Here is a 16,219-nt window from a genome sequence, read left to right as displayed (position 1 = left end):
GACCCGGTGACCGAGAGCCCAGCCGTGGAGACGATGACGACCGACGGGTACGACGCGGGCGCGTTCCCGGCCGACGGTGCTCCCCGGCAGGCGCTGGACCTGCTGGTCTGGGACGCGCCCAACATCGACATGACCCTGGCGAACGTGATCGGGGCCCGGCCGACCGCCGCCTCGCGGCCGCGCTTCGACGCCATCGCCGCCTGGTTCGTCGACGGCGCCGAGGAACCGGGTGCGGCGCAGCAGCCGGAGGTGGAGGCCTGCGTCTTCGCCAACGTGCCGCCGCAGCACGCCACCTCGCTGCAGCGCTGGGTGGAGGCGCTGCGCAGCTTCGGCTACGCGGTCTTCGCCCGGCCCAAGCTGCAGCCGGACGACGACATCGACCAGTCGATGCTCGACCACATCAGCGTGCGGGCGCACAGCCACGAGCTGCGCCGGCTGGTGGTCTTCTCCGGCGACGGCCGCAACTTCGCCGAGCCGCTGGAGGACCTCGCCCGCGCCGGGACCCAGGTCGTCGTCGTCGCGTTCAGCGAGGTCGCCGGCTACGCGATCAGCTCCGAGCTGCTGCAGTTCGTCGACATCGAGGACGTGCCCGGGGCGTTCGCCGCGCCGCTGGACCGCGTCCGGCTCGACGCCCTGCCGGTCGACGGCGCGTGGCTGCGCCCCACCAAGAGCCTGCGGGACGCAGCCGGCGCGTTCACCGCCCGGAGGAACTGAGGACGGACCCCGTTCTCCTCACCACTCGCAGGCTCGCGGTGATCCTCGGAACGGGGGCGTCAGCGGCGGGCGAGGCGCCGGACGCCGGGGGTGTACGGCAGCCCGTAGTGCTCGAAGACGGCCGGCTCGTCCTCGATCGAGAGCTCGCCGTCGGTCTCGATGGACGGGGCGTTCTTCGCGAGGTCCTTGCTGACCGTCACCCGGATGTGGCCGGGGGCCACGGTGGCGTTGGTCAGCGGCACGAAGGTGAGCTTGTGCCGGCCGATGAAGCCGGTGGTCACGGCGGCGAAGAACGGCTGGTCGGTGGTGGTGTCCACGTACACCGACTCCAGCGACCCGATCTTGCTGCCGTCGGGGTCGACGACGTCCTTCAGACGCCAGTCGCGGATGTTCTCGGCCGGGAACACGGGGGTCCTCCTCTGGTCGCGGGCAACTGTTCCACCGTGCCCGCTCCGGCCCCCGCTGAACCGTTGACCTGCGGAATCCGGTACCCCCAGGGGGTGTTCAACCTGGTGGGGACGAGGACGGGGAGGACGCTGTGAAGGGTGATCGGGTCGAGGTCGTCGTGGACGCCGGCGGCAGCAGCCGCACCTACGAGATCGAGGCCACCCGGGCAGGCCGCCGGGTGGAGACGACGCACGGCCGCGGGGTCGTCGAGGTCACGGAGGTGACCCGTGGCGGCACACCGGTGCGCACCGCCCGGTTCATGGCCGGCCGGGTGCTGGCGCTGGTGGAGCACCCCGCCCCCCGGCGGGCCGAGGATGACGAGGTCAGCGCGCCGGTCCGCCCGGTGCGCGCCGCCTAGGAGTGGGCGCGCGGCCGGTGCAGGAGCTCGTCGTGATGGTCGGGCTGCAGGGGTCGGGCAAGTCGACGTGGGTCGCCGAGCACCTGGCCGGGACGCACGTGGTCGTCAGCAAGGACCACTGGCCCAACGCCCGGCGTCGCGAGGAGCGGCAGCACCGCGTCGTCGCCGAGCTGCTCGCCGCGGGCCGGAGCGTCGTCGTCGACAACACCAACCCGGCTCCGGGAGAGCGCGCCCCGCTGGTGGAGCTGGCCCGCGAGGCCGGCGTCCCGGTGCGTGCGGTCGTCCTGGACACGCCGCTGGAGGTCTGCCGGCGTCGCAACGACGCCCGCACCGGCCGCGCGAGGGTGCCCGACGTCGGGCTGTTCAGCACCGCGGCCCGGCTGGTCCCGCCGTCCATCGCCGAGGGCTTCGTGCAGGTGGAGCAGGTGGACGGTGCACGCCGGCGGGTCCTTCGCTAGGCGGCCGGGCCGGACGACGACCGCGGCTGCGGCACCGAGGCGACGGTCATCCCGGAGGGAAGCCGGGCCCAGACGTGCTTGCGGCCGGGCTCGCTGCACCAGCCGTAGTCGACCGACAGCTGGGCGACCATCGGCAGCCCCATCCCGCCGAAGGCGGGGTCGCGGTCGACGGCCGGGCGGGGCGGCGCGTCGGGCGCCCCGTCGGTGAGCACGATCAGCCAGCCCGTGGGGACGGCGACGATCAGCGCCTCGACCGCCCCGCCGCCGTGCCGCAGCGCGTTGGACGACAGCTCCTCGAAGACCAGCAGCAGCCCCTCGCGGGCGTCCTCGGTCGACCGTGAGGCGAGCGAGGGGTGGGCCAGCCGCGCGCGCAGGTCCATCCGCACCCGGGAGGCGTCGTGCACCGTCGGCAGCTCCCACCGCCAGACGTCGCCGTCCTCCTGCGGGATCGCTGCCGAGGGCCAGACCAGTGCGCTCACGATCGAGGTCCTCCTCCCGCCGGGTGTCCGCCGGCACCCATCGTGGCCGACACCGCGGTCTCGTGCACCACGGGGGTCCGATCGGGGCGCCGTCGCTCAGCCGGCGGAGGGGGTCCTCGGGTCGCCGGGGCGCGGGGGCTCGCCGGGCATGCCCTGGACGTCGAGCCGGTCCAGCAGGCCGGTCAGCTCGAGCGGGCCGGTGACGATCCGGCTGGTCGCGACCACCTTGACGTGCTTGCCCTCGGCCTCGGGGTGCTGGCTGAGCCAGACCAGCGCCGTGACGCCGGCCGAGCCGAAGAAGGTCACGCCGGACAGGTCGAGGGTGAGCAGCCGTCCGGCCCGGCGCAGCGCCTTGAGCAGCGTCTGCTGGAGCAGCGGGTTGCCGGCGGCGTCGAGCTCGCCGCGCACCTGCGCGACGACCTGGCCCTCCTCGGGCCCGTCGACCAGCGTCACCTGGAACGGTGCCGCGTCGTCTCCCGACCTGACCGTGTTGATGAGTCCTCCTCGCGGGGGCGTCCTCGCCACCCGGCCTGGTCCCCGCCGTGTGCTCGACGGGTCCTGCGTGCCGATCCTCGGTTCCCGGAGTCCGGTTCCGGAACCCGTCCTGGTCGATCGTCCTCCCATGGGGGGACGGTTCACCGCCCCCCGGACGTGCCCGCCCCGGAGCCGAACGCGGCGAGCCGGCTGACCAGGAACTCCACGGCCGCCTCGCTGTCGACGCCCTCGGCCACCTCGACCGCGGTGACGGCGTCCGAGGGGGCCCGCCGGTCGACCAGCGTCTGCCCCCGTCCGGCACCGTGCCCGGTGTCGACGACGACGTCGCGGCGGACCGTGCGCAGCGTGCCCGGGACGATCGCCTCGGTGAGCGCCAGGGCGTCGTGGACGGCGACCCCGTCGATGCCGTACGCGGTGCGGGCGTGGTCGACGTACTGCGCGACGACGGCCGCGGCCTGCGCCCCCACCGGCCCCGCCGTGGCGAACCGGGCGATGCCCTCGGCGGTCAGCACGGTCGGGAGCGTGACGTCCAGGCCCACCATCACCGTGCGCAGGCCGGAGGAGAACACCACCGCCGCCGCCTCCGGGTCGGCCCAGACGTTGAACTCGGCGGCCCCGGTGACGTTGCCGCCGCGGGCCGCGGAGCCGCCCATCACCACCAGCCGGCCGATCCGCGCCGCGGCGTCGGGGTAGACCGCCAGCAGCAGGGCGATGTTGGTCAGCGGGCCGATCGCCGCCACGGTGACCGGCTCCTCGCTGGTCAGCAGCAGCTCGGCCAGCGCGACGACCGCCGGCCGCGGGTCGACGGCGGCCGGTGACGCCGGCAGGACGACGCCGCCCAGCCCGGCCGTCCCGTGCACGTGCCCGGCCCGCTCGGCCTGCGGGACGACGAGCGAGCTGCGCGCCCCGACCGCCACCGGCACGTCGGAGCGGCCGGCCAGGTGCAGCACCCGCAGCGCGTTCTCCGTGGTCTGCGCCAGGTCGACGTTGCCGTGCACGGTGGTCACCAGGCGCAGGTCGACCTCGGGGCTGGCCAGGGCGAGCAGCAGGGCCAGCGCGTCGTCGATGCCGGGGTCGGTGTCGATCACCAGCGGGGTGGCGGCCATGCCCACATCCCACCAGACGCACGCGACACGCCGGTGCGTCGCCCGGTCCGCCGAGGTCATCGACCCCGGACCAGGGGCGCGACCTGCGGTTTCCCCGGTGGGTGTCGACATGTGACCGGTGTGACGGGTGGGTCGTCGACCGCTGCGAGGGGGTCGGGCAACGGTTCGGTCACGCGGCCGGACCGGAGCGTCCCGGGAACGGGTCCGGAGGCGCCGTCGTCCCTAGGTTTCTCCTTGCCCGCGGTCCCTTCCCCGGCCGCGGCGACTACTTCCCGGGAGGGCGGAACATGGCGATCCAGACGGCAGCGGTCGGGCGTACCGACGTGCCCGCCTCCCGCACCGCCGGCCGCCCCGGCCTGTTCGGCACCGGACCGGTGCAGCCGGCCGAGGCGCACACCACCGGTGACCTGGCTCGCGGCCTGGCGTTCGGCCTGGCCGTCGGGGTGCTGGGCGTCGACCCGGGCAGCGTGCCGTCCCGGGCCGCGACCCGCGCGCCGGCCGCCGTCCCCGCGCCGCCCGCGCCCTCCCGCTGGCAGCAGCTGGGCCGCCGGATCGCCACCTGGGGTGCCGGCCCGGACGGCGCCCACCTGGCCTGGCGGGCGACACCGCTGCGGGTCCACCGGCTCGGCGGCGGTGCGGACCGGTCCACCCCGGCGTCCCTCCCCGCCCGGCCCGCCGTCCCGGCCGCGCCCGTCGCGCCGTCCGGCCGGGCCGCCGCCCGTCCCGTCGACCACGAGCTCGAGGCGGCGATCGAGTTCGCCACCGACTTCTCCGTCGACCTGCTGCGCACGCGGGCCCGGCTGGCTCCCCCGGCGCCGCGGTTGACCGCACCGGTGCGGTCGCTGGTCACCGGGCTGCGCGGTCTCGCCCGGCAGGCCGCGGGCTGGGGCGGTGGCACGCACGGCGACCGGCTGAGCTGGGACCGGCCCGTCGCGCCGACGGTCTACGGGCTGACGCTGCCGCCGCTGCCCGAGCCGGCGGACCGGCCGCGCCGCGCCGCCGACCTCCGGCACTCGGACATCGACCTCCGGCACAGAGCCCCGGACGACGACGGGCCGGTGCCGGTGCGGGAGCTGCCCAGCACGCCCACGGCACCCCGCCCGGCCCGCCAGCAGTCCTGGCAGCGGGCGCACCGCCGGTCGCTCCTCGGGCTGGGGGCGTGCGCTGTCCCTAGGGTGGCCTCGTGTTCACCACGCGCCCGGAACTCGCCGGCACCTTCGGGATGGTCGCCTCGACGCACTGGCTCGCCAGCGCAGCGGGCATGGCGACCCTCGAGGCCGGTGGCAACGCTTTCGATGCCGCGGTCGCTGCGGGCCTCACGCTGCAGGTGGTCGAACCGCACCTCAACGGCCCCGGGGGCGAGGTCCCCGTCCTCTTCGCCCGGAGCCCGCGGGCAGCCACCGGTGCGGGGGTCCCCGTCGTCCTGTCCGGTCAGGGGGTCGCCCCCGCCGCAGCGACGATCGAGTCCTACAGCCAGCTGGGGCTCGACCTCGTCCCGGGCACCGGGCTCCTCGCCGCCACCGTGCCGGGCGCCCTCGGCGCCTGGCTGACCCTCCTGCGCGACCACGGCACCCTGCCGCTGGACGCCGTCCTCCGCTTCGCCATCGAGTACGCCGAGCACGGCCACCCGCTCCTCCCGCGGGTCGCCGCGACCGTCGCCTCGGTCTCCGAGCACTTCCGTACCCACTGGCCTACCTCGGCCGCCACCTGGCTCGCCCCCGACGGAGCACCCCCCACCGCCGGCCGCCTGTTCCGCAACCCGGTCCTCGCCTCGACCTACCGCCGACTGCTCGACGCAGCGCGCGGACCCTCCCGAGAGGCGCAGATCGACGCGGCCCTGGCGGCCTGGTACACGGGGTTCGTCGCCGAGGCGATCGACGAGTTCTCCCGTTCCCCGGTCATGGACGACTCCGGTCGCCCGCACCGCGGCTTCCTCACGGGTGAGGACCTGGCCAGCTGGCAGGCGACGTACGAGCCGCCGGTCACCCTCGACTGGCGTGGGTGGACGCTCGCGAAGGCCGGGCCGTGGTCCCAGGGCCCGGCGCTGCTCCAGGCGCTCGCGATGCTGGACGGCCACCCGGCGGCGGGTGCTGGGTCCGGGTACGCGTCGGGCACCGCCGACGCCGACCTGGTCCACGCCAGCGCCGAGGCGGTGAAGCTGGCGATGGCCGACCGCGAGGCCTGGTACGGCGACACGGCAGCGGCACCGGTGGACGACCTGCTGTCGGCCACCTACACCGAGCAACGGCGGGCGCTCATCAGCGACCGGGCCAGCACCGAGCTGCGGCCCGGCTCGCCAGGGGGGCGCCCGCCGCGGTTGCCGGCCTTCGTCACGGAGGCCTCGGCCGGGCTCCGCCCCGCGGCCGGCACGATCGCCGGGGTCGGCGAGCCCACGGTCGACACCCGCGGCACCACCCGCGGCGACACCTGCCACGTCGACGTCGTCGACCGCTGGGGCAACATCGTCTCGGCCACCCCCTCGGGCGGCTGGCTGCAGAGCTCGCCGGTGATCCCGTCGCTGGGCTTCGCGCTGGGCACCCGGGCGCAGATGTTCTGGCTCGAGCCGGGCCTGCCCAACTCGCTGCTCCCGGGCAAGCGCCCGCGCACCACGCTCACCCCGTCGCTCGCGCTGCGCGGCGGCGTCCCCACCCTCGCCTTCGGCACGCCCGGCGGTGACCAGCAGGAGCAGTGGCAGCTCTGCTTCTGGCTGGCCCACGTGCTCGGCGGCCTGGACCTGCAGGCGGCGATCGACGCCCCGGCCTGGCACACGACGAGCTTCCCGTCCTCGTTCTACCCGAGGGACATGACGCCGGGCGAGATCGTCGTGGAGGACCGGCTCGGCGAGCAGACCATCGCCGAGCTCCGCCGCCGCGGGCACACCGTCACCGTCTCCGACGGCTGGTCGCTCGGCCGGCTGTCGGCGGTGTCGATCGACCCGGAGACCGGGGTGCTGCGGGCCGCGGCCAACCCGCGCGGGATGCAGGGCTACGCCGTCGGCCGCTGACCGGACCAGGCATGATCGGGTCGGCACGCGCGGGGAGGACCCCCGCACCGGACGACCACGGGAGCAGGGGGTCATGGTGCGGCTGGACCCCGAGCGGCTCGCCGCGGCCCGCCGGGTCGCGACGACGGCGGTCGGCTCCCCGGGCCTGCAGCGGCTGACCGACCTGGCAGCCGCCCTGCTGGGCATGCCGTCGGCGGGGGTCGCCGTCGTGGGCGAGGTGCAGACCATGGCCGGCGGCACCGGGCCGCACGTGCGTCCCCTCGGCACCGTGCTGCCCCCGGGCGACACCCTCAGCGGCCTGGTCGCGGCCGACCGGGCGCCCCTCGCCGTCAGCGACGCCCGCGCCGACCCCCGGACGGCGCAGCTGGCCCTGGTCCGCGAGGGCGCCGCGGTCGCCTTCCTCGGCGTCCCGCTCGTCGACCCCGCCCGCGACCACGTGATCGGCGTCCTGTCGGTCTTCGGCCCCGAGCCCCGGACCTGGACCGAGGGCGACGTCGTCCTGCTGGGCCAGCTGGCGATGCCGGTGGCCACCGAGCTGGAGCTGGCCGCGCTGACCGCCGAGTTCGAGGCCAGCCGGCTGCGCTGGGGCCTGGCCATCGACGCGGCCGGCATCGGCAGCTTCGACTGGGACCTGGTCTCCGGGCGGCTGGCCTGGGACGACCGGCTGCTGGAGCTGTTCGGGTACGGGGCCGACGGCTTCTCCGCGAGCATCGACGCCTTCACCGACCGGCTGCACCCCGACGACGCCACCCGGGTCGGCGACGTGCTGCAGGCCGCCATCGACCGGTGCGGCGACTTCGAGGTCGAGTACCGCGTCCAGCTGCCCACCGGCGGCACCCGCTGGATGGTCAGCCGGGGCCGGGTGCTGCCCGACGAGCGCGGTGCCGGCGTGCGGATGCTCGGCGCCGCCTACGACACCACCCGGCGCCGGGAGGGCGAGGCGCAGGTGGCGCGGGTGCTGGAGTCGATGTCGGCGGCCTTCTACTCCCTCGCCGAGGACTGGACCTTCAGCTACGTCAACGCCGAGGCCGAGCGGCTGCTGGGGCGGTCCCGGGAAGAGCTGCTGGGCGGGTCGATCTGGGAGCTGTTCCCGGCCGCCGTCGGCAGCCCGTTCGAGGAGCACTACCGGGCCGCGCGGGAGACCGGCCGGCCCACCGTGTTCGAGGCCTACTACCCGCCGCCGCTGGACGGCTGGTACGAGCTGCGGGTGTGGCCGGCCCCCGACGGCCTGTCGGTCTACTTCCTGGACATCACCGAGCGCCGGCGCGCGGAGGAGACCGCCCGGCGGGACGCCCGCCGGCTGGCGCTCATCGCCCGGGTCTCCGACACCCTCTCCACCGCGCTGATCGACCGGCGCGGCGGGCACGGGGCGCTGCAGGAGCTGCTGCACGCCGTCGTCCCCGAGCTCGCCGACTGGGCGATCGCCAGCCTGGTGGGGGAGGACGGCCGGCTGCACGACGTCGGCAGCTGGCACGCCGACCCCGAGCTCCGGCCGGTGGCGGCCGAGTACGCCCGGGTCCGGCTGGGGGCGCTGAACTCGACGGCGCCGATCGTCGACGCGCTGGCCACCGGCGAGGTCGTCGTGGTGCCCGACGTCGCCGCCGCGGTCGGCCGGGGGCTGCCCGACGGGCCGGCGCGCGACGTCTACTGGCAGCTGGACCCCGGGACGGCGGTCGCCCTGGCGCTGGTCGCCCGCGGCCGGGTGCTCGGCGCGATGAGCCTGTACCGGGACAAGGGCCGCGACCCGATGGACGCCGTCGACCGGGCCACCCTGCGCGAGGTCGCCGACCGGGCCGCCCTGGCCCTGGACAGCGCCGCGCTGCACGAGCAGCAGCGCCGGATGGCGGAGGAGCTGCAGCGCAGCCTGCTCACCGACCCGCCCGAGCCCGACCACTCGCAGGTCGCGGTGCGCTACGTCCCCGCCGTCCAGGCCGCCCAGGTCGGCGGCGACTGGTACGACGCGTTCCTCCAGCCGGGCGGGGCCACCGTGCTGGCCATCGGCGACGTCGTCGGCCACGACACGGTCGCCGCGGCCGCGATGGGCCAGCTGCGCAGCCTGCTGCGCGGGATCGCCTACAGCGGCGGGAACGGCCCGGCCGCCGTCCTGGCGGCCCTGGACCGGGCGATGGAGGGGCTGCAGGTGCACACCCTGGCCACCGCGGCGGTGGCCCGGCTGGAGCAGGAGGCGGTCGACCGGGAGCGCGGGGAGACCCGGCTGCGCTGGTCGAACGCCGGCCACCCACCGCTGCTGGTGCTGCACCCCGACGGCCACGTGCAGGTTCTCGCCACCGAGCGGGCGGACCTGATGCTCGGCGTCGACCCGCTCGCCGTCCGCCGCGAGCACGTGGTCGTGCTGAGCCGGGGAGCGACGGTCCTGATGTACACCGACGGCCTGGTCGAGGGGCCGGACCTGCCGCTGGACGACGGCGTCGCGCGGCTGGCCGAGCTGCTCGCCGAGCTCGGGGAGCTGGAGCTGGAGGAGCTCTGCGACCAGGTGCTGACCCGGATGCGACCGCGGGGCTCGGAGGACGACGTCGCGCTGGTCGCCGTCCGGTTGCACTGGGAGGACGGGCCGCGCCCGGCGGAGGCCGGGCCGGAGGTCGTGCCGCCGACGCCCTGAGTCAGCGGCGGGGGAGCAGCGCCCAGACGCCCTTCTGGCCCTCGGTGAGGTGCCAGCCGTGGTCGTGGGCCATCTCGGCGATCAGGTAGAGCCCGAGGCCGCCCTGGCTGGGGTCGCGGCCGACCGCCGGCCGGGGCGGCGTCTGCGGGGCGGAGTCCCGGACCTCGATCAGCCACGCGTCGGGTGTCTGCTGCACGCGGGCGCGGACACCCCCACCGCCGTGCCGCAGGGCGTTGGAGGCCATCTCGTCGAAGGCCAGGACGACGGCCTCGTCGCGCTCGGTGGCGACCGGGTCGCCCGCGGAGTGCTGGGCCAGGCCCCGGCGCAGCTGGGCGCGGACCCCGGGCAGCTGCGCGACGTGCTCGAGCTCCCAGCTCCAGCCGTCGACCGCCGGCGGCGGTGGGGACGACGGCCACGCCAGGCCCGCCGACTCGCCCGTCACCACGTCTCCTCGCACTCTGGCCGCTGACCGACGAACGGCGAACCCCTGTCTTGGCCCGGCAGGAGCGGGCCAAACCTCGACCAACCTGTGACTCACACCTCATCCTCGACCGGTGTCTCCGGTCAGTGGGTGGCGCCGCCGAGCTGGAGCAGCACGACGCCGGTGATGACGAGCGCCAGGCCGGCCACCTGCCAGGGGCTGAGCGGCTGGCCGAGGAAGGTGGCGCCGATGGCCGCCACGGCCGCGGTGCCGGCTGCCGACCAGATCGCGTACGCCACCGCCACCGGCACCGTCTTCACCACCTGGGACAGCAGCACGAACGACAGCGCGTAGCCGGCCACCACCGCCAGGCTGGGCAGCAGCACGGTGAACCCGGCCGTCCTCGGCAGCAGCGAGGTCGCCGCGACCTCGGTGGCGATGGCGCAGGCGAGCAGGAGGTAGGCCACGCGCCGATCCTGCCGCCGACCGGCCGGGTGCGCGCCGTCCGGGCGCCTGGTGCTATGCAGTGAGCCAGGAAGACGGGCCGCGGCGGGGATCCGCGGCGGCCCGCTGGCGAACTCGACGAGGAGACGCAGTGGCAGAGCAGCGGACGGCGATCATCACCGGAGCGGCACGCGGGATCGGCGCGGCCGTCGCACGGCGGTTCGCCCAGGACGGGATGCAGGTCGCGGTGCTCGACCTCGACGAGGCGGCCTGCGCGGGCACCGTGGAGGCGATCACCTCCGCCGGCGGCGAGGCGCTGGCCGTGGGCGCGAACGTCGCCGACGAGGAGTCGGTCAACGCCGCCGTGGAGCGGGTCGCCCAGGAGCTCGGCGCCCCCACCGTGCTGGTGAACAACGCCGGGATCACCCGGGACAACCTGCTGTTCAAGATGAGCGTCGAGGACTGGGACGCCGTGCTCGGCGTGCACCTGCGGGGCGCGTTCCTGATGACCAAGGCCGCCCAGAAGCACATGGTCCAGGCCGAGTACGGCCGGATCGTGAACCTGTCCAGCGTCTCGGCGCTGGGCAACCGCGGCCAGGTCAACTACTCCGCGGCCAAGGCCGGCATGCAGGGGTTCACCAAGACCCTCGCCATCGAGCTGGGCCGCTACAACGTCACCGCGAACGCGATCGCGCCGGGCTTCATCGAGACCGAGATGACCGCGCAGACCGCCGAGCGGGTGGGCGTGCCGTTCGAGCAGTTCAAGGAGATGGCCGCCAAGCAGATCCCGGTCGCCCGGGTCGGCCAGCCCGAGGACATCGCGCACACCGCGTCGTTCCTCTGCAGCGAGGGCGCCGGCTTCGTCTCCGGTCAGGTCATCTACGTCGCCGGCGGCCCCCGCGACTGAAGAAGGACCCCCTCGCCCCCCGACCCTCGCTCCGCTCGGGCCGGGTCCCTGCGAGGGGGCCAGTCCAGCGCCTCACCTGGGGTCTGCACGGCGGCTCGGCCCGCCGTGCAGGCCCCGGCGGGCCATCGTCGCCGTCAGCGCGGTCCAGGCCCGGGTCGGCACCAGCCGGGCGGCCTTCATCACCAGCATCATCGGCACCGGGAAGACGATCTCCGCCTTGTCCCGGGCGATGCCGTCGGCGATGGTCCGGGCGGCGGCCTCCGGCTCGACCATGAACGGCATCGGGAAGCGGTTGCGGTCGGTCATCCGGGTGCGCACGAACCCCGGCGACAGCGTCTGGACGACGACGCCGCGCGGCCCCAGCGACCCGCGCAGCGCCTCGAGCAGGTTGAGCAGCGCCGCCTTGCCGGCCCCGTAGGCCTCCGAGCCCGGCAGCCCGCGGTAGCCGGCGACCGAGGCCATCCCGACGACCCGGCCGCGCCCCTCGGCCAGCATCCGCGGGACGACGGCCTCCATGGTGTGCACCGCGCCCATCAGGTTGACCTGCAGGTGGTCGGCGAACAGCGAGGAGTCCCACGGTTCCACGTGGAACTGCGACCAGGTGCCGGCGTTGAGCACCGCGACGTCCAGCCCGCCCAGCGCGTCCCGCACCGCCTGGCCCGCGGCCACGGTGGCCGCCCGGTCGGTGACGTCGACCGGGACGACGGCCATCCGGTCACCGGCCACCTCGGCGAGCTGGTCGGCGCTGCGGGCGCTGATCGCCACCCGCGCCCCGCGGTCGGCCAGCTCGCGGGCCAGCGCCGCGCCGATCCCGGTCGAGGCGCCGGTGACCCAGATCCGTGCTCCTGCGATCTCCATGGCGCCCAGCCTGGATGATGGCGGCATGGCAGCGCGCAAGGGGTCGGCGAAGAGGACGGCGCCCGCCGCGCCGGGGCTGGGCCACGGCGAGTACGTCGTCTACCCGGGCACCCGGGCGGAGGTCTACGACCTGCTGGAGCGGCTGTCGGCCGCCGCGGGCGACTCGCCGGACTTCGGCACCCCGGGGCTGAGCCTGGACCGCAGCCGGCTCACCGTCCGCTGGTCCGGCGAGCTCCCGGCCGCCGTCCGGCAGGTCGTCGACTCGGCCGAGGGCGTGACGGTGACCGTGCAGCCCACCGCCTTCCGCCCCGGCGACCTGCGCGCCGAGGCCGAGCGGCTGGTGCGGGAGCACCCGGACGTCGTCCAGGCGGCCACCGCCCGGCCGGAGGGGGACGGCATCGAGGTGCTGGTGCCGCCGGCGGTGGCCGGGGCGGCCGGCGGCGCGGAGCAGGCGCTGGCCGGGGTGGCCAGCGCCTTCCCGCTGTCCGCCGAGGTCGCCCCGGAGTGAGCCGTCAGGCGGCGGCCGGTCCGTAGGTCAGGTGCGCCACCCCGTTGCTGAGGCTCTCCACCCCCACCAGGGACAGCTGCTGCGCGGTCCCCTCGGGGAACAGCCGGATCCCCGTCCCGGTGGCGAGCGGGTAGACGTAGAGGTGCAGCTCGTCGACCAGCCCGTCGGCCAGCAGGGCGCGCACCAGCGTGGCGCTGCCGCTGACGTACAGGTCGCCGTCCACCTCGCCCTTGAGCGCGCGGACCCGGTCGGCGGAGTAGCCGCCGAGCACGGTGGAGTTCCGCCAGACGGACTCGGCGTCGGTGAGGGTCGAGCTGACGACGTACTTGCGGGTGTCGTTGAAGAACGGTGCGCCCGGGTCGTCCTCGACGGTGCGGGTCGACCAGGCGGGCGCGAACATCTCGAAGGTGGTGCGGCCGAGCAGGATGCCCGCCGAGGACCCGGTGAGCTGCCCGATCGAGGCGGACAGGTCGTCGGGGAAGCCGTAGTCGACCGTCCACATCGGGACGTCGACCACGCCGTCGACGGTGGTGAACTCGTGGACCTTGATGGCGCCCATGTGCAGTGCTCCTCAGCGTCAGGACCGGCCGTGCCGGTGGGGTCACCCGTTGAGACGGCGGGTGCGCCAGCTTCTCATCGGTGCGCTGGTCTCCGTTCGGTCACGGATCCGTCCGATCGGTGGCCGGGCGACGGCCTGACCAGCAGCATCCCGGGCGTGACGAGCCGGCTGGTGCGCTGCGCGGCGGTGTCCGCCGCCCTCCTGGGGCTGGCCGCGTGTGCGCAGCAGCCCGGGCAGCGTCCCGGCGGCCCCGCGGGCACCCCGCGGTACGTCGAGCTGCGACCGATGCCCTCGGAGCCGGTGCGGGCCCCGGAGGAGCTGGTCCGACCGCTGCCTGACGAGCTGCTGGAGAGCCTGGAGGCCCCGCCGGTGACCATGGCGATGATCGAGGCAGTCGACCGCCTGCGGGCCGCCGCGGGGGACTCCCCGGACTCGGGCGGGCCGGGGATCAGCCTGGACCGCACCCAGGTGTACCTCCGCTGGCACGGCCCGGTTCCGGCGGCCGTCCAAGCGGTCGTCGACCGGTACGCCGGCGCCCCGTTCACCGTCGAGGTGCGCTCGGTGCCGTTCCCGCCGGGAGAGGTGTTCGAGGAGGCGGGCCGGTTGCTGACGGAGCACCCCGCGGTCACCAGCACGTCGCCCCGCGACGACGGGATCGACGTGATGATCCACCCGGAGGTGGTCGAGGCGGCGGGCGGGCTCCACGAGGCGCTGGCCCGGCACGGCATCGTCAGCCGCTTCCCGCTCTTCCCCCGCGCGGAGGGCCCGGTCGTCCCGATCTGACGCTCAGCCGAGGAAGGTGCTGGTCAGCAGGTAGCCGTTGAGCCCGATGATCAGGGCGGCGACGACCGACCCGGTGAGCGTGGTGACCCGCCGGTTCACCCACCCGCCCATCAGGTCCTTGCGTGAGGTGAGCCAGAGCAGCGGCACCAGCGCGAACGGGATGCCGAAGCAGAGCACCACCTGGGACCAGACCAGCGCGGTGGTCGGGTCGCCGCCCAGGCCCAGCACCAGCAGCGCCGGGGCCAGGGTGACCAGCCGGCGCACCAGCACCGGGATGTGCTTGCGCAGGAACCCGGCCATCACGACCTGGCCGGCGTGCGTGCCGACCGAGGAGCTGGCGAACCCGGACGCGAGCAGGGCCAGCGCGAAGGCCAGCGCGGCACCGGTGCCCAGCTGGTCGCCGAGCCCGGCGTGCACGGCCTCCAGCGAGTCCATCGAGGCGTCGCCGGTGAACAGCTGCGCGGCGATGACCAGCATCGCGGCGTTGACCAGCCCGGCCAGGCCCATCGCCAGCAGCACGTCGAGCCGCTGGGCGCGCAGCAGGCGGCGCCGTCCGGTGTGCGTCTTCCCGGCGGTGACGGCGTCGCCGTACCGGCCGGGGGTGAGCGCGGAGTGCACGTAGATGACGTGCGGCATGACCGTGGCGCCGAGGATGCCGGTGGCCAGCAGCAGGCTGTCGCTGCCGGCGAAGCTCGGCACCATCCCGGAGGCGACCCCGCCCATGTCGACCCCGGAGCCCACCAGCGTGTACGCGAACCCGCCGCCGATGACCAGCAGCAGCCCGGTGATCACCCGCTCGAACGGGCGGTGCCCTCGCGACTGCGCCGCCAGCAGCACGAACGCGACGACGGCGGTGATCAGCCCGCCGATCGGCAGCGGCACGCCGAAGAGCAGGTACAGCGCCACCGCGCCGCCGACGATCTCGGCCAGGTCGGTGGCGATGGCGACCGCCTCGGCCTGCGCCCACAGGCCCCAGGTGACCGGCCGGGGGAGCCGCTCGCGGCAGTTGGTGGCCAGGTCGCGCCCGGTGGCCAGGCCCAGCTTCGCGGTGAGCGACTGGATGAGCATCGCCATCAGGTTCGCCGCGACGATCACCCACAGCAGCGTGTAGCCGAACGAGGCGCCGCCGGAGAAGTTGGTCGCGAAGTTGCCCGGGTCGACGTAGGCGACGGCGGCGACGAACGCCGGTCCGAGCATGGTCCACAGCCGCCGCTTCGACGGCGACGGCGCCGGCCGGGTGACGGTGCGGGGGAGCGTGCTGGTGAGGACGGCGGCCTCGGTCTTCGACAGGTACACGGTGACCTCGCGGGGGGCGGTCGGGCAGGAGCGGTCACCCCTGTCCTGCCCGACCCGCGGGGGCCGCTCGGGCCGACCTGTGGCCCCCGGGGGTCAGGACAGGCTCACTTCACGCCGGGACGATCAGCCCGCTGGTCGCCGTCCGGGCCCGGGCCAGGCGCTGCTCGACGTCGGCCCAGTTGACGACGTTCCACCACGCCGTCACGTAGTCGGCCTTCACGTTCTGGTAGTCCAGGTAGAACGAGTGCTCCCACATGTCGAGCAGCAGCAGCGGCACCAGCCCCGCCGCGAGGTTGCCCTGGTGGTCGTAGAACTGGTTGACCAGCAGCTTCTGGCCCACCGAGTCCCAGGTCAGCGCCGCCCAGCCGGACCCCTGCACGCCCAGCGCGGTGGCCGTGAAGTGCCCCTGGAACCCGTCGAACCCGCCGAACTGGTCGTCGATGGCGGCGGCGACCTCGCCCTCGGGGCGGCCGGCGCCGTCGGGGGTCATGTTCGGCCAGAACACCGAGTGGTTGACGTGGCCGGCGAGGTTGAACGCGAGGTTCTTCTCCTGCTGGTTGACCGTGTCGAAGTTCCCCGTGGCCCGCGCCTCGGCCAGCTTCTCCAGCGCGGTGTTGGCACCGGTGACGTAGGTCTGGTGGTGCTTGTCGTGGTGCAGTTGCATGATCCGGCCGCTGATGTGCGGCTCGAGCGCGCTGTGGTCGTAGGGCAGGTCGGGCAGGGTGTACTCGGGCACGGGGTCTCCTCCGTCGCGGTGTGCGG

Annotated in this window: 18 protein-coding genes; 8 read left to right on the top strand and 10 right to left on the bottom strand. The window is 75.2% G+C overall.

The features are described from left to right. Window positions 1–6 precede the first annotated feature (6 nt). On the top strand, window positions 7–714 hold the full coding sequence (locus tag FHX36_RS15230; protein ID WP_110553477.1) for an NYN domain-containing protein: 708 nt from the start codon (window positions 7–9) through the stop codon (window positions 712–714). A 59-nt stretch (window positions 715–773) separates the two neighbouring features. Here the strand turns inward: FHX36_RS15230 and FHX36_RS15225 are convergent, their stop codons facing one another. After that, on the bottom strand, window positions 774–1,121 hold the full coding sequence (locus FHX36_RS15225; protein ID WP_110553472.1) for a PRC-barrel domain-containing protein: 348 nt from the start codon (window positions 1,119–1,121) through the stop codon (window positions 774–776). A 131-nt stretch (window positions 1,122–1,252) separates the two neighbouring features. Here FHX36_RS15225 and FHX36_RS15220 point away from each other — a divergent pair, with 131 nt between their 5' ends. Both FHX36_RS15220 and FHX36_RS15215 read left to right on the top strand, forming a co-directional pair. After that, window positions 1,253–1,519 carry a hypothetical protein gene (locus tag FHX36_RS15220; protein WP_110553473.1) on the top strand — a complete coding sequence of 89 codons (267 nt, stop codon included), beginning with the start codon at window positions 1,253–1,255 and terminating at the stop codon, window positions 1,517–1,519. A 17-nt stretch (window positions 1,520–1,536) separates the two neighbouring features. Further along, entirely contained in the window at window positions 1,537–1,977 is a 441-nt protein-coding gene (locus FHX36_RS15215) for an ATP-binding protein (protein ID WP_258372947.1), read from the top strand. Here the strand turns inward: FHX36_RS15215 and FHX36_RS15210 are convergent. The 3 genes from FHX36_RS15210 to FHX36_RS15200 all read right to left on the bottom strand — a co-directional run bounded on the left by FHX36_RS15210 (window position 1,974) and on the right by FHX36_RS15200 (window position 4,057). Then, entirely contained in the window at window positions 1,974–2,456 is a 483-nt protein-coding gene (locus tag FHX36_RS15210) for an ATP-binding protein (RefSeq protein ID WP_110553474.1), read from the bottom strand. The two genes, FHX36_RS15215 and FHX36_RS15210, sit on opposite strands and share 4 nt — an antisense overlap. Window positions 2,457–2,552: 96 nt before the next feature. Continuing rightward, window positions 2,553–2,909: an STAS domain-containing protein gene (locus FHX36_RS15205; protein ID WP_181428879.1), complete on the bottom strand. Its 357-nt coding sequence runs from the start codon at window positions 2,907–2,909 to the stop codon at window positions 2,553–2,555. 182 nt (window positions 2,910–3,091) lie between these two features. Beyond that, window positions 3,092–4,057, bottom strand: coding sequence for a nucleoside hydrolase (locus FHX36_RS15200; RefSeq protein ID WP_183513866.1), 966 nt, complete (start codon window positions 4,055–4,057; stop codon window positions 3,092–3,094). Window positions 4,058–5,240: 1,183 nt separating this feature from the next. Between FHX36_RS15200 and FHX36_RS15195 the strand changes: the two genes are divergently transcribed. Next, entirely contained in the window at window positions 5,241–7,061 is a 1,821-nt protein-coding gene (locus FHX36_RS15195; RefSeq protein WP_110554362.1) for a gamma-glutamyltransferase family protein, read from the top strand. A 73-nt stretch (window positions 7,062–7,134) separates the two neighbouring features. Further along, a complete protein-coding gene (locus FHX36_RS15190) occupies window positions 7,135–9,681 on the top strand; it encodes a SpoIIE family protein phosphatase (protein WP_183513865.1) in 2,547 nt (848 codons plus the stop codon). A gap of 1 nt (window position 9,682) precedes the next feature. On the opposite strand, the gene FHX36_RS15185 is transcribed toward FHX36_RS15190, so the two are convergent. Together FHX36_RS15185 and FHX36_RS15180 are read right to left on the bottom strand one after the other, a co-directional pair. Further along, window positions 9,683–10,123, bottom strand: coding sequence for an ATP-binding protein (locus FHX36_RS15185; protein WP_110552167.1), 441 nt, complete (start codon window positions 10,121–10,123; stop codon window positions 9,683–9,685). 122 nt (window positions 10,124–10,245) lie between these two features. Next, window positions 10,246–10,569 (bottom strand): DMT family transporter, encoded by a 324-nt coding sequence (locus FHX36_RS15180; RefSeq protein WP_110552168.1) that lies wholly within the window; start codon window positions 10,567–10,569, stop codon window positions 10,246–10,248. Window positions 10,570–10,697: 128 nt separating this feature from the next. On the opposite strand from FHX36_RS15180, the gene fabG reads away from it, so the two are divergent. After that, the gene (fabG, locus tag FHX36_RS15175) at window positions 10,698–11,453 is read left to right on the top strand and encodes a 3-oxoacyl-ACP reductase FabG (protein ID WP_110552169.1); all 756 of its coding nucleotides are present in this window, start codon (window positions 10,698–10,700) and stop codon (window positions 11,451–11,453) included. A 72-nt stretch (window positions 11,454–11,525) separates the two neighbouring features. Here fabG and FHX36_RS15170 read toward each other — a convergent pair whose 3' ends face one another. Further along, window positions 11,526–12,311 (bottom strand): SDR family NAD(P)-dependent oxidoreductase, encoded by a 786-nt coding sequence (locus tag FHX36_RS15170; RefSeq protein ID WP_110552170.1) that lies wholly within the window; start codon window positions 12,309–12,311, stop codon window positions 11,526–11,528. A 25-nt stretch (window positions 12,312–12,336) separates the two neighbouring features. Here FHX36_RS15170 and FHX36_RS15165 point away from each other — a divergent pair, with 25 nt between their 5' ends. Next, window positions 12,337–12,819 (top strand): hypothetical protein, encoded by a 483-nt coding sequence (locus FHX36_RS15165; protein ID WP_110552171.1) that lies wholly within the window; start codon window positions 12,337–12,339, stop codon window positions 12,817–12,819. Between the two features lie 4 nt (window positions 12,820–12,823). On the opposite strand, the gene FHX36_RS15160 is transcribed toward FHX36_RS15165, so the two are convergent. Further along, complete coding sequence (locus tag FHX36_RS15160; protein WP_110552172.1) at window positions 12,824–13,378, bottom strand: dihydrofolate reductase family protein; 555 nt, start codon at window positions 13,376–13,378, stop codon at window positions 12,824–12,826. A gap of 156 nt (window positions 13,379–13,534) precedes the next feature. Between FHX36_RS15160 and FHX36_RS15155 the strand changes: the two genes are divergently transcribed. Next, on the top strand, window positions 13,535–14,161 hold the full coding sequence (locus FHX36_RS15155; protein ID WP_146251582.1) for a hypothetical protein: 627 nt from the start codon (window positions 13,535–13,537) through the stop codon (window positions 14,159–14,161). Window positions 14,162–14,164: 3 nt separating this feature from the next. On the opposite strand, the gene FHX36_RS15150 is transcribed toward FHX36_RS15155, so the two are convergent. Both FHX36_RS15150 and FHX36_RS15145 read right to left on the bottom strand, forming a co-directional pair. Then, window positions 14,165–15,457 (bottom strand): Nramp family divalent metal transporter, encoded by a 1,293-nt coding sequence (locus FHX36_RS15150; protein WP_181428756.1) that lies wholly within the window; start codon window positions 15,455–15,457, stop codon window positions 14,165–14,167. Between the two features lie 109 nt (window positions 15,458–15,566). Next, a complete protein-coding gene (locus FHX36_RS15145) occupies window positions 15,567–16,193 on the bottom strand; it encodes a superoxide dismutase (protein WP_110552174.1) in 627 nt (208 codons plus the stop codon). Window positions 16,194–16,219 lie beyond the last annotated feature (26 nt).

It is taken from the genome of Modestobacter versicolor, assembly GCF_014195485.1.
In the GTDB taxonomy this organism is placed as follows: Bacteria; Actinomycetota; Actinomycetes; order Mycobacteriales; family Geodermatophilaceae; genus Modestobacter; species Modestobacter versicolor.
Note: the sequence above shows the minus strand (reverse complement) of the source record. Positions and strands in the feature narration are given on the sequence as shown.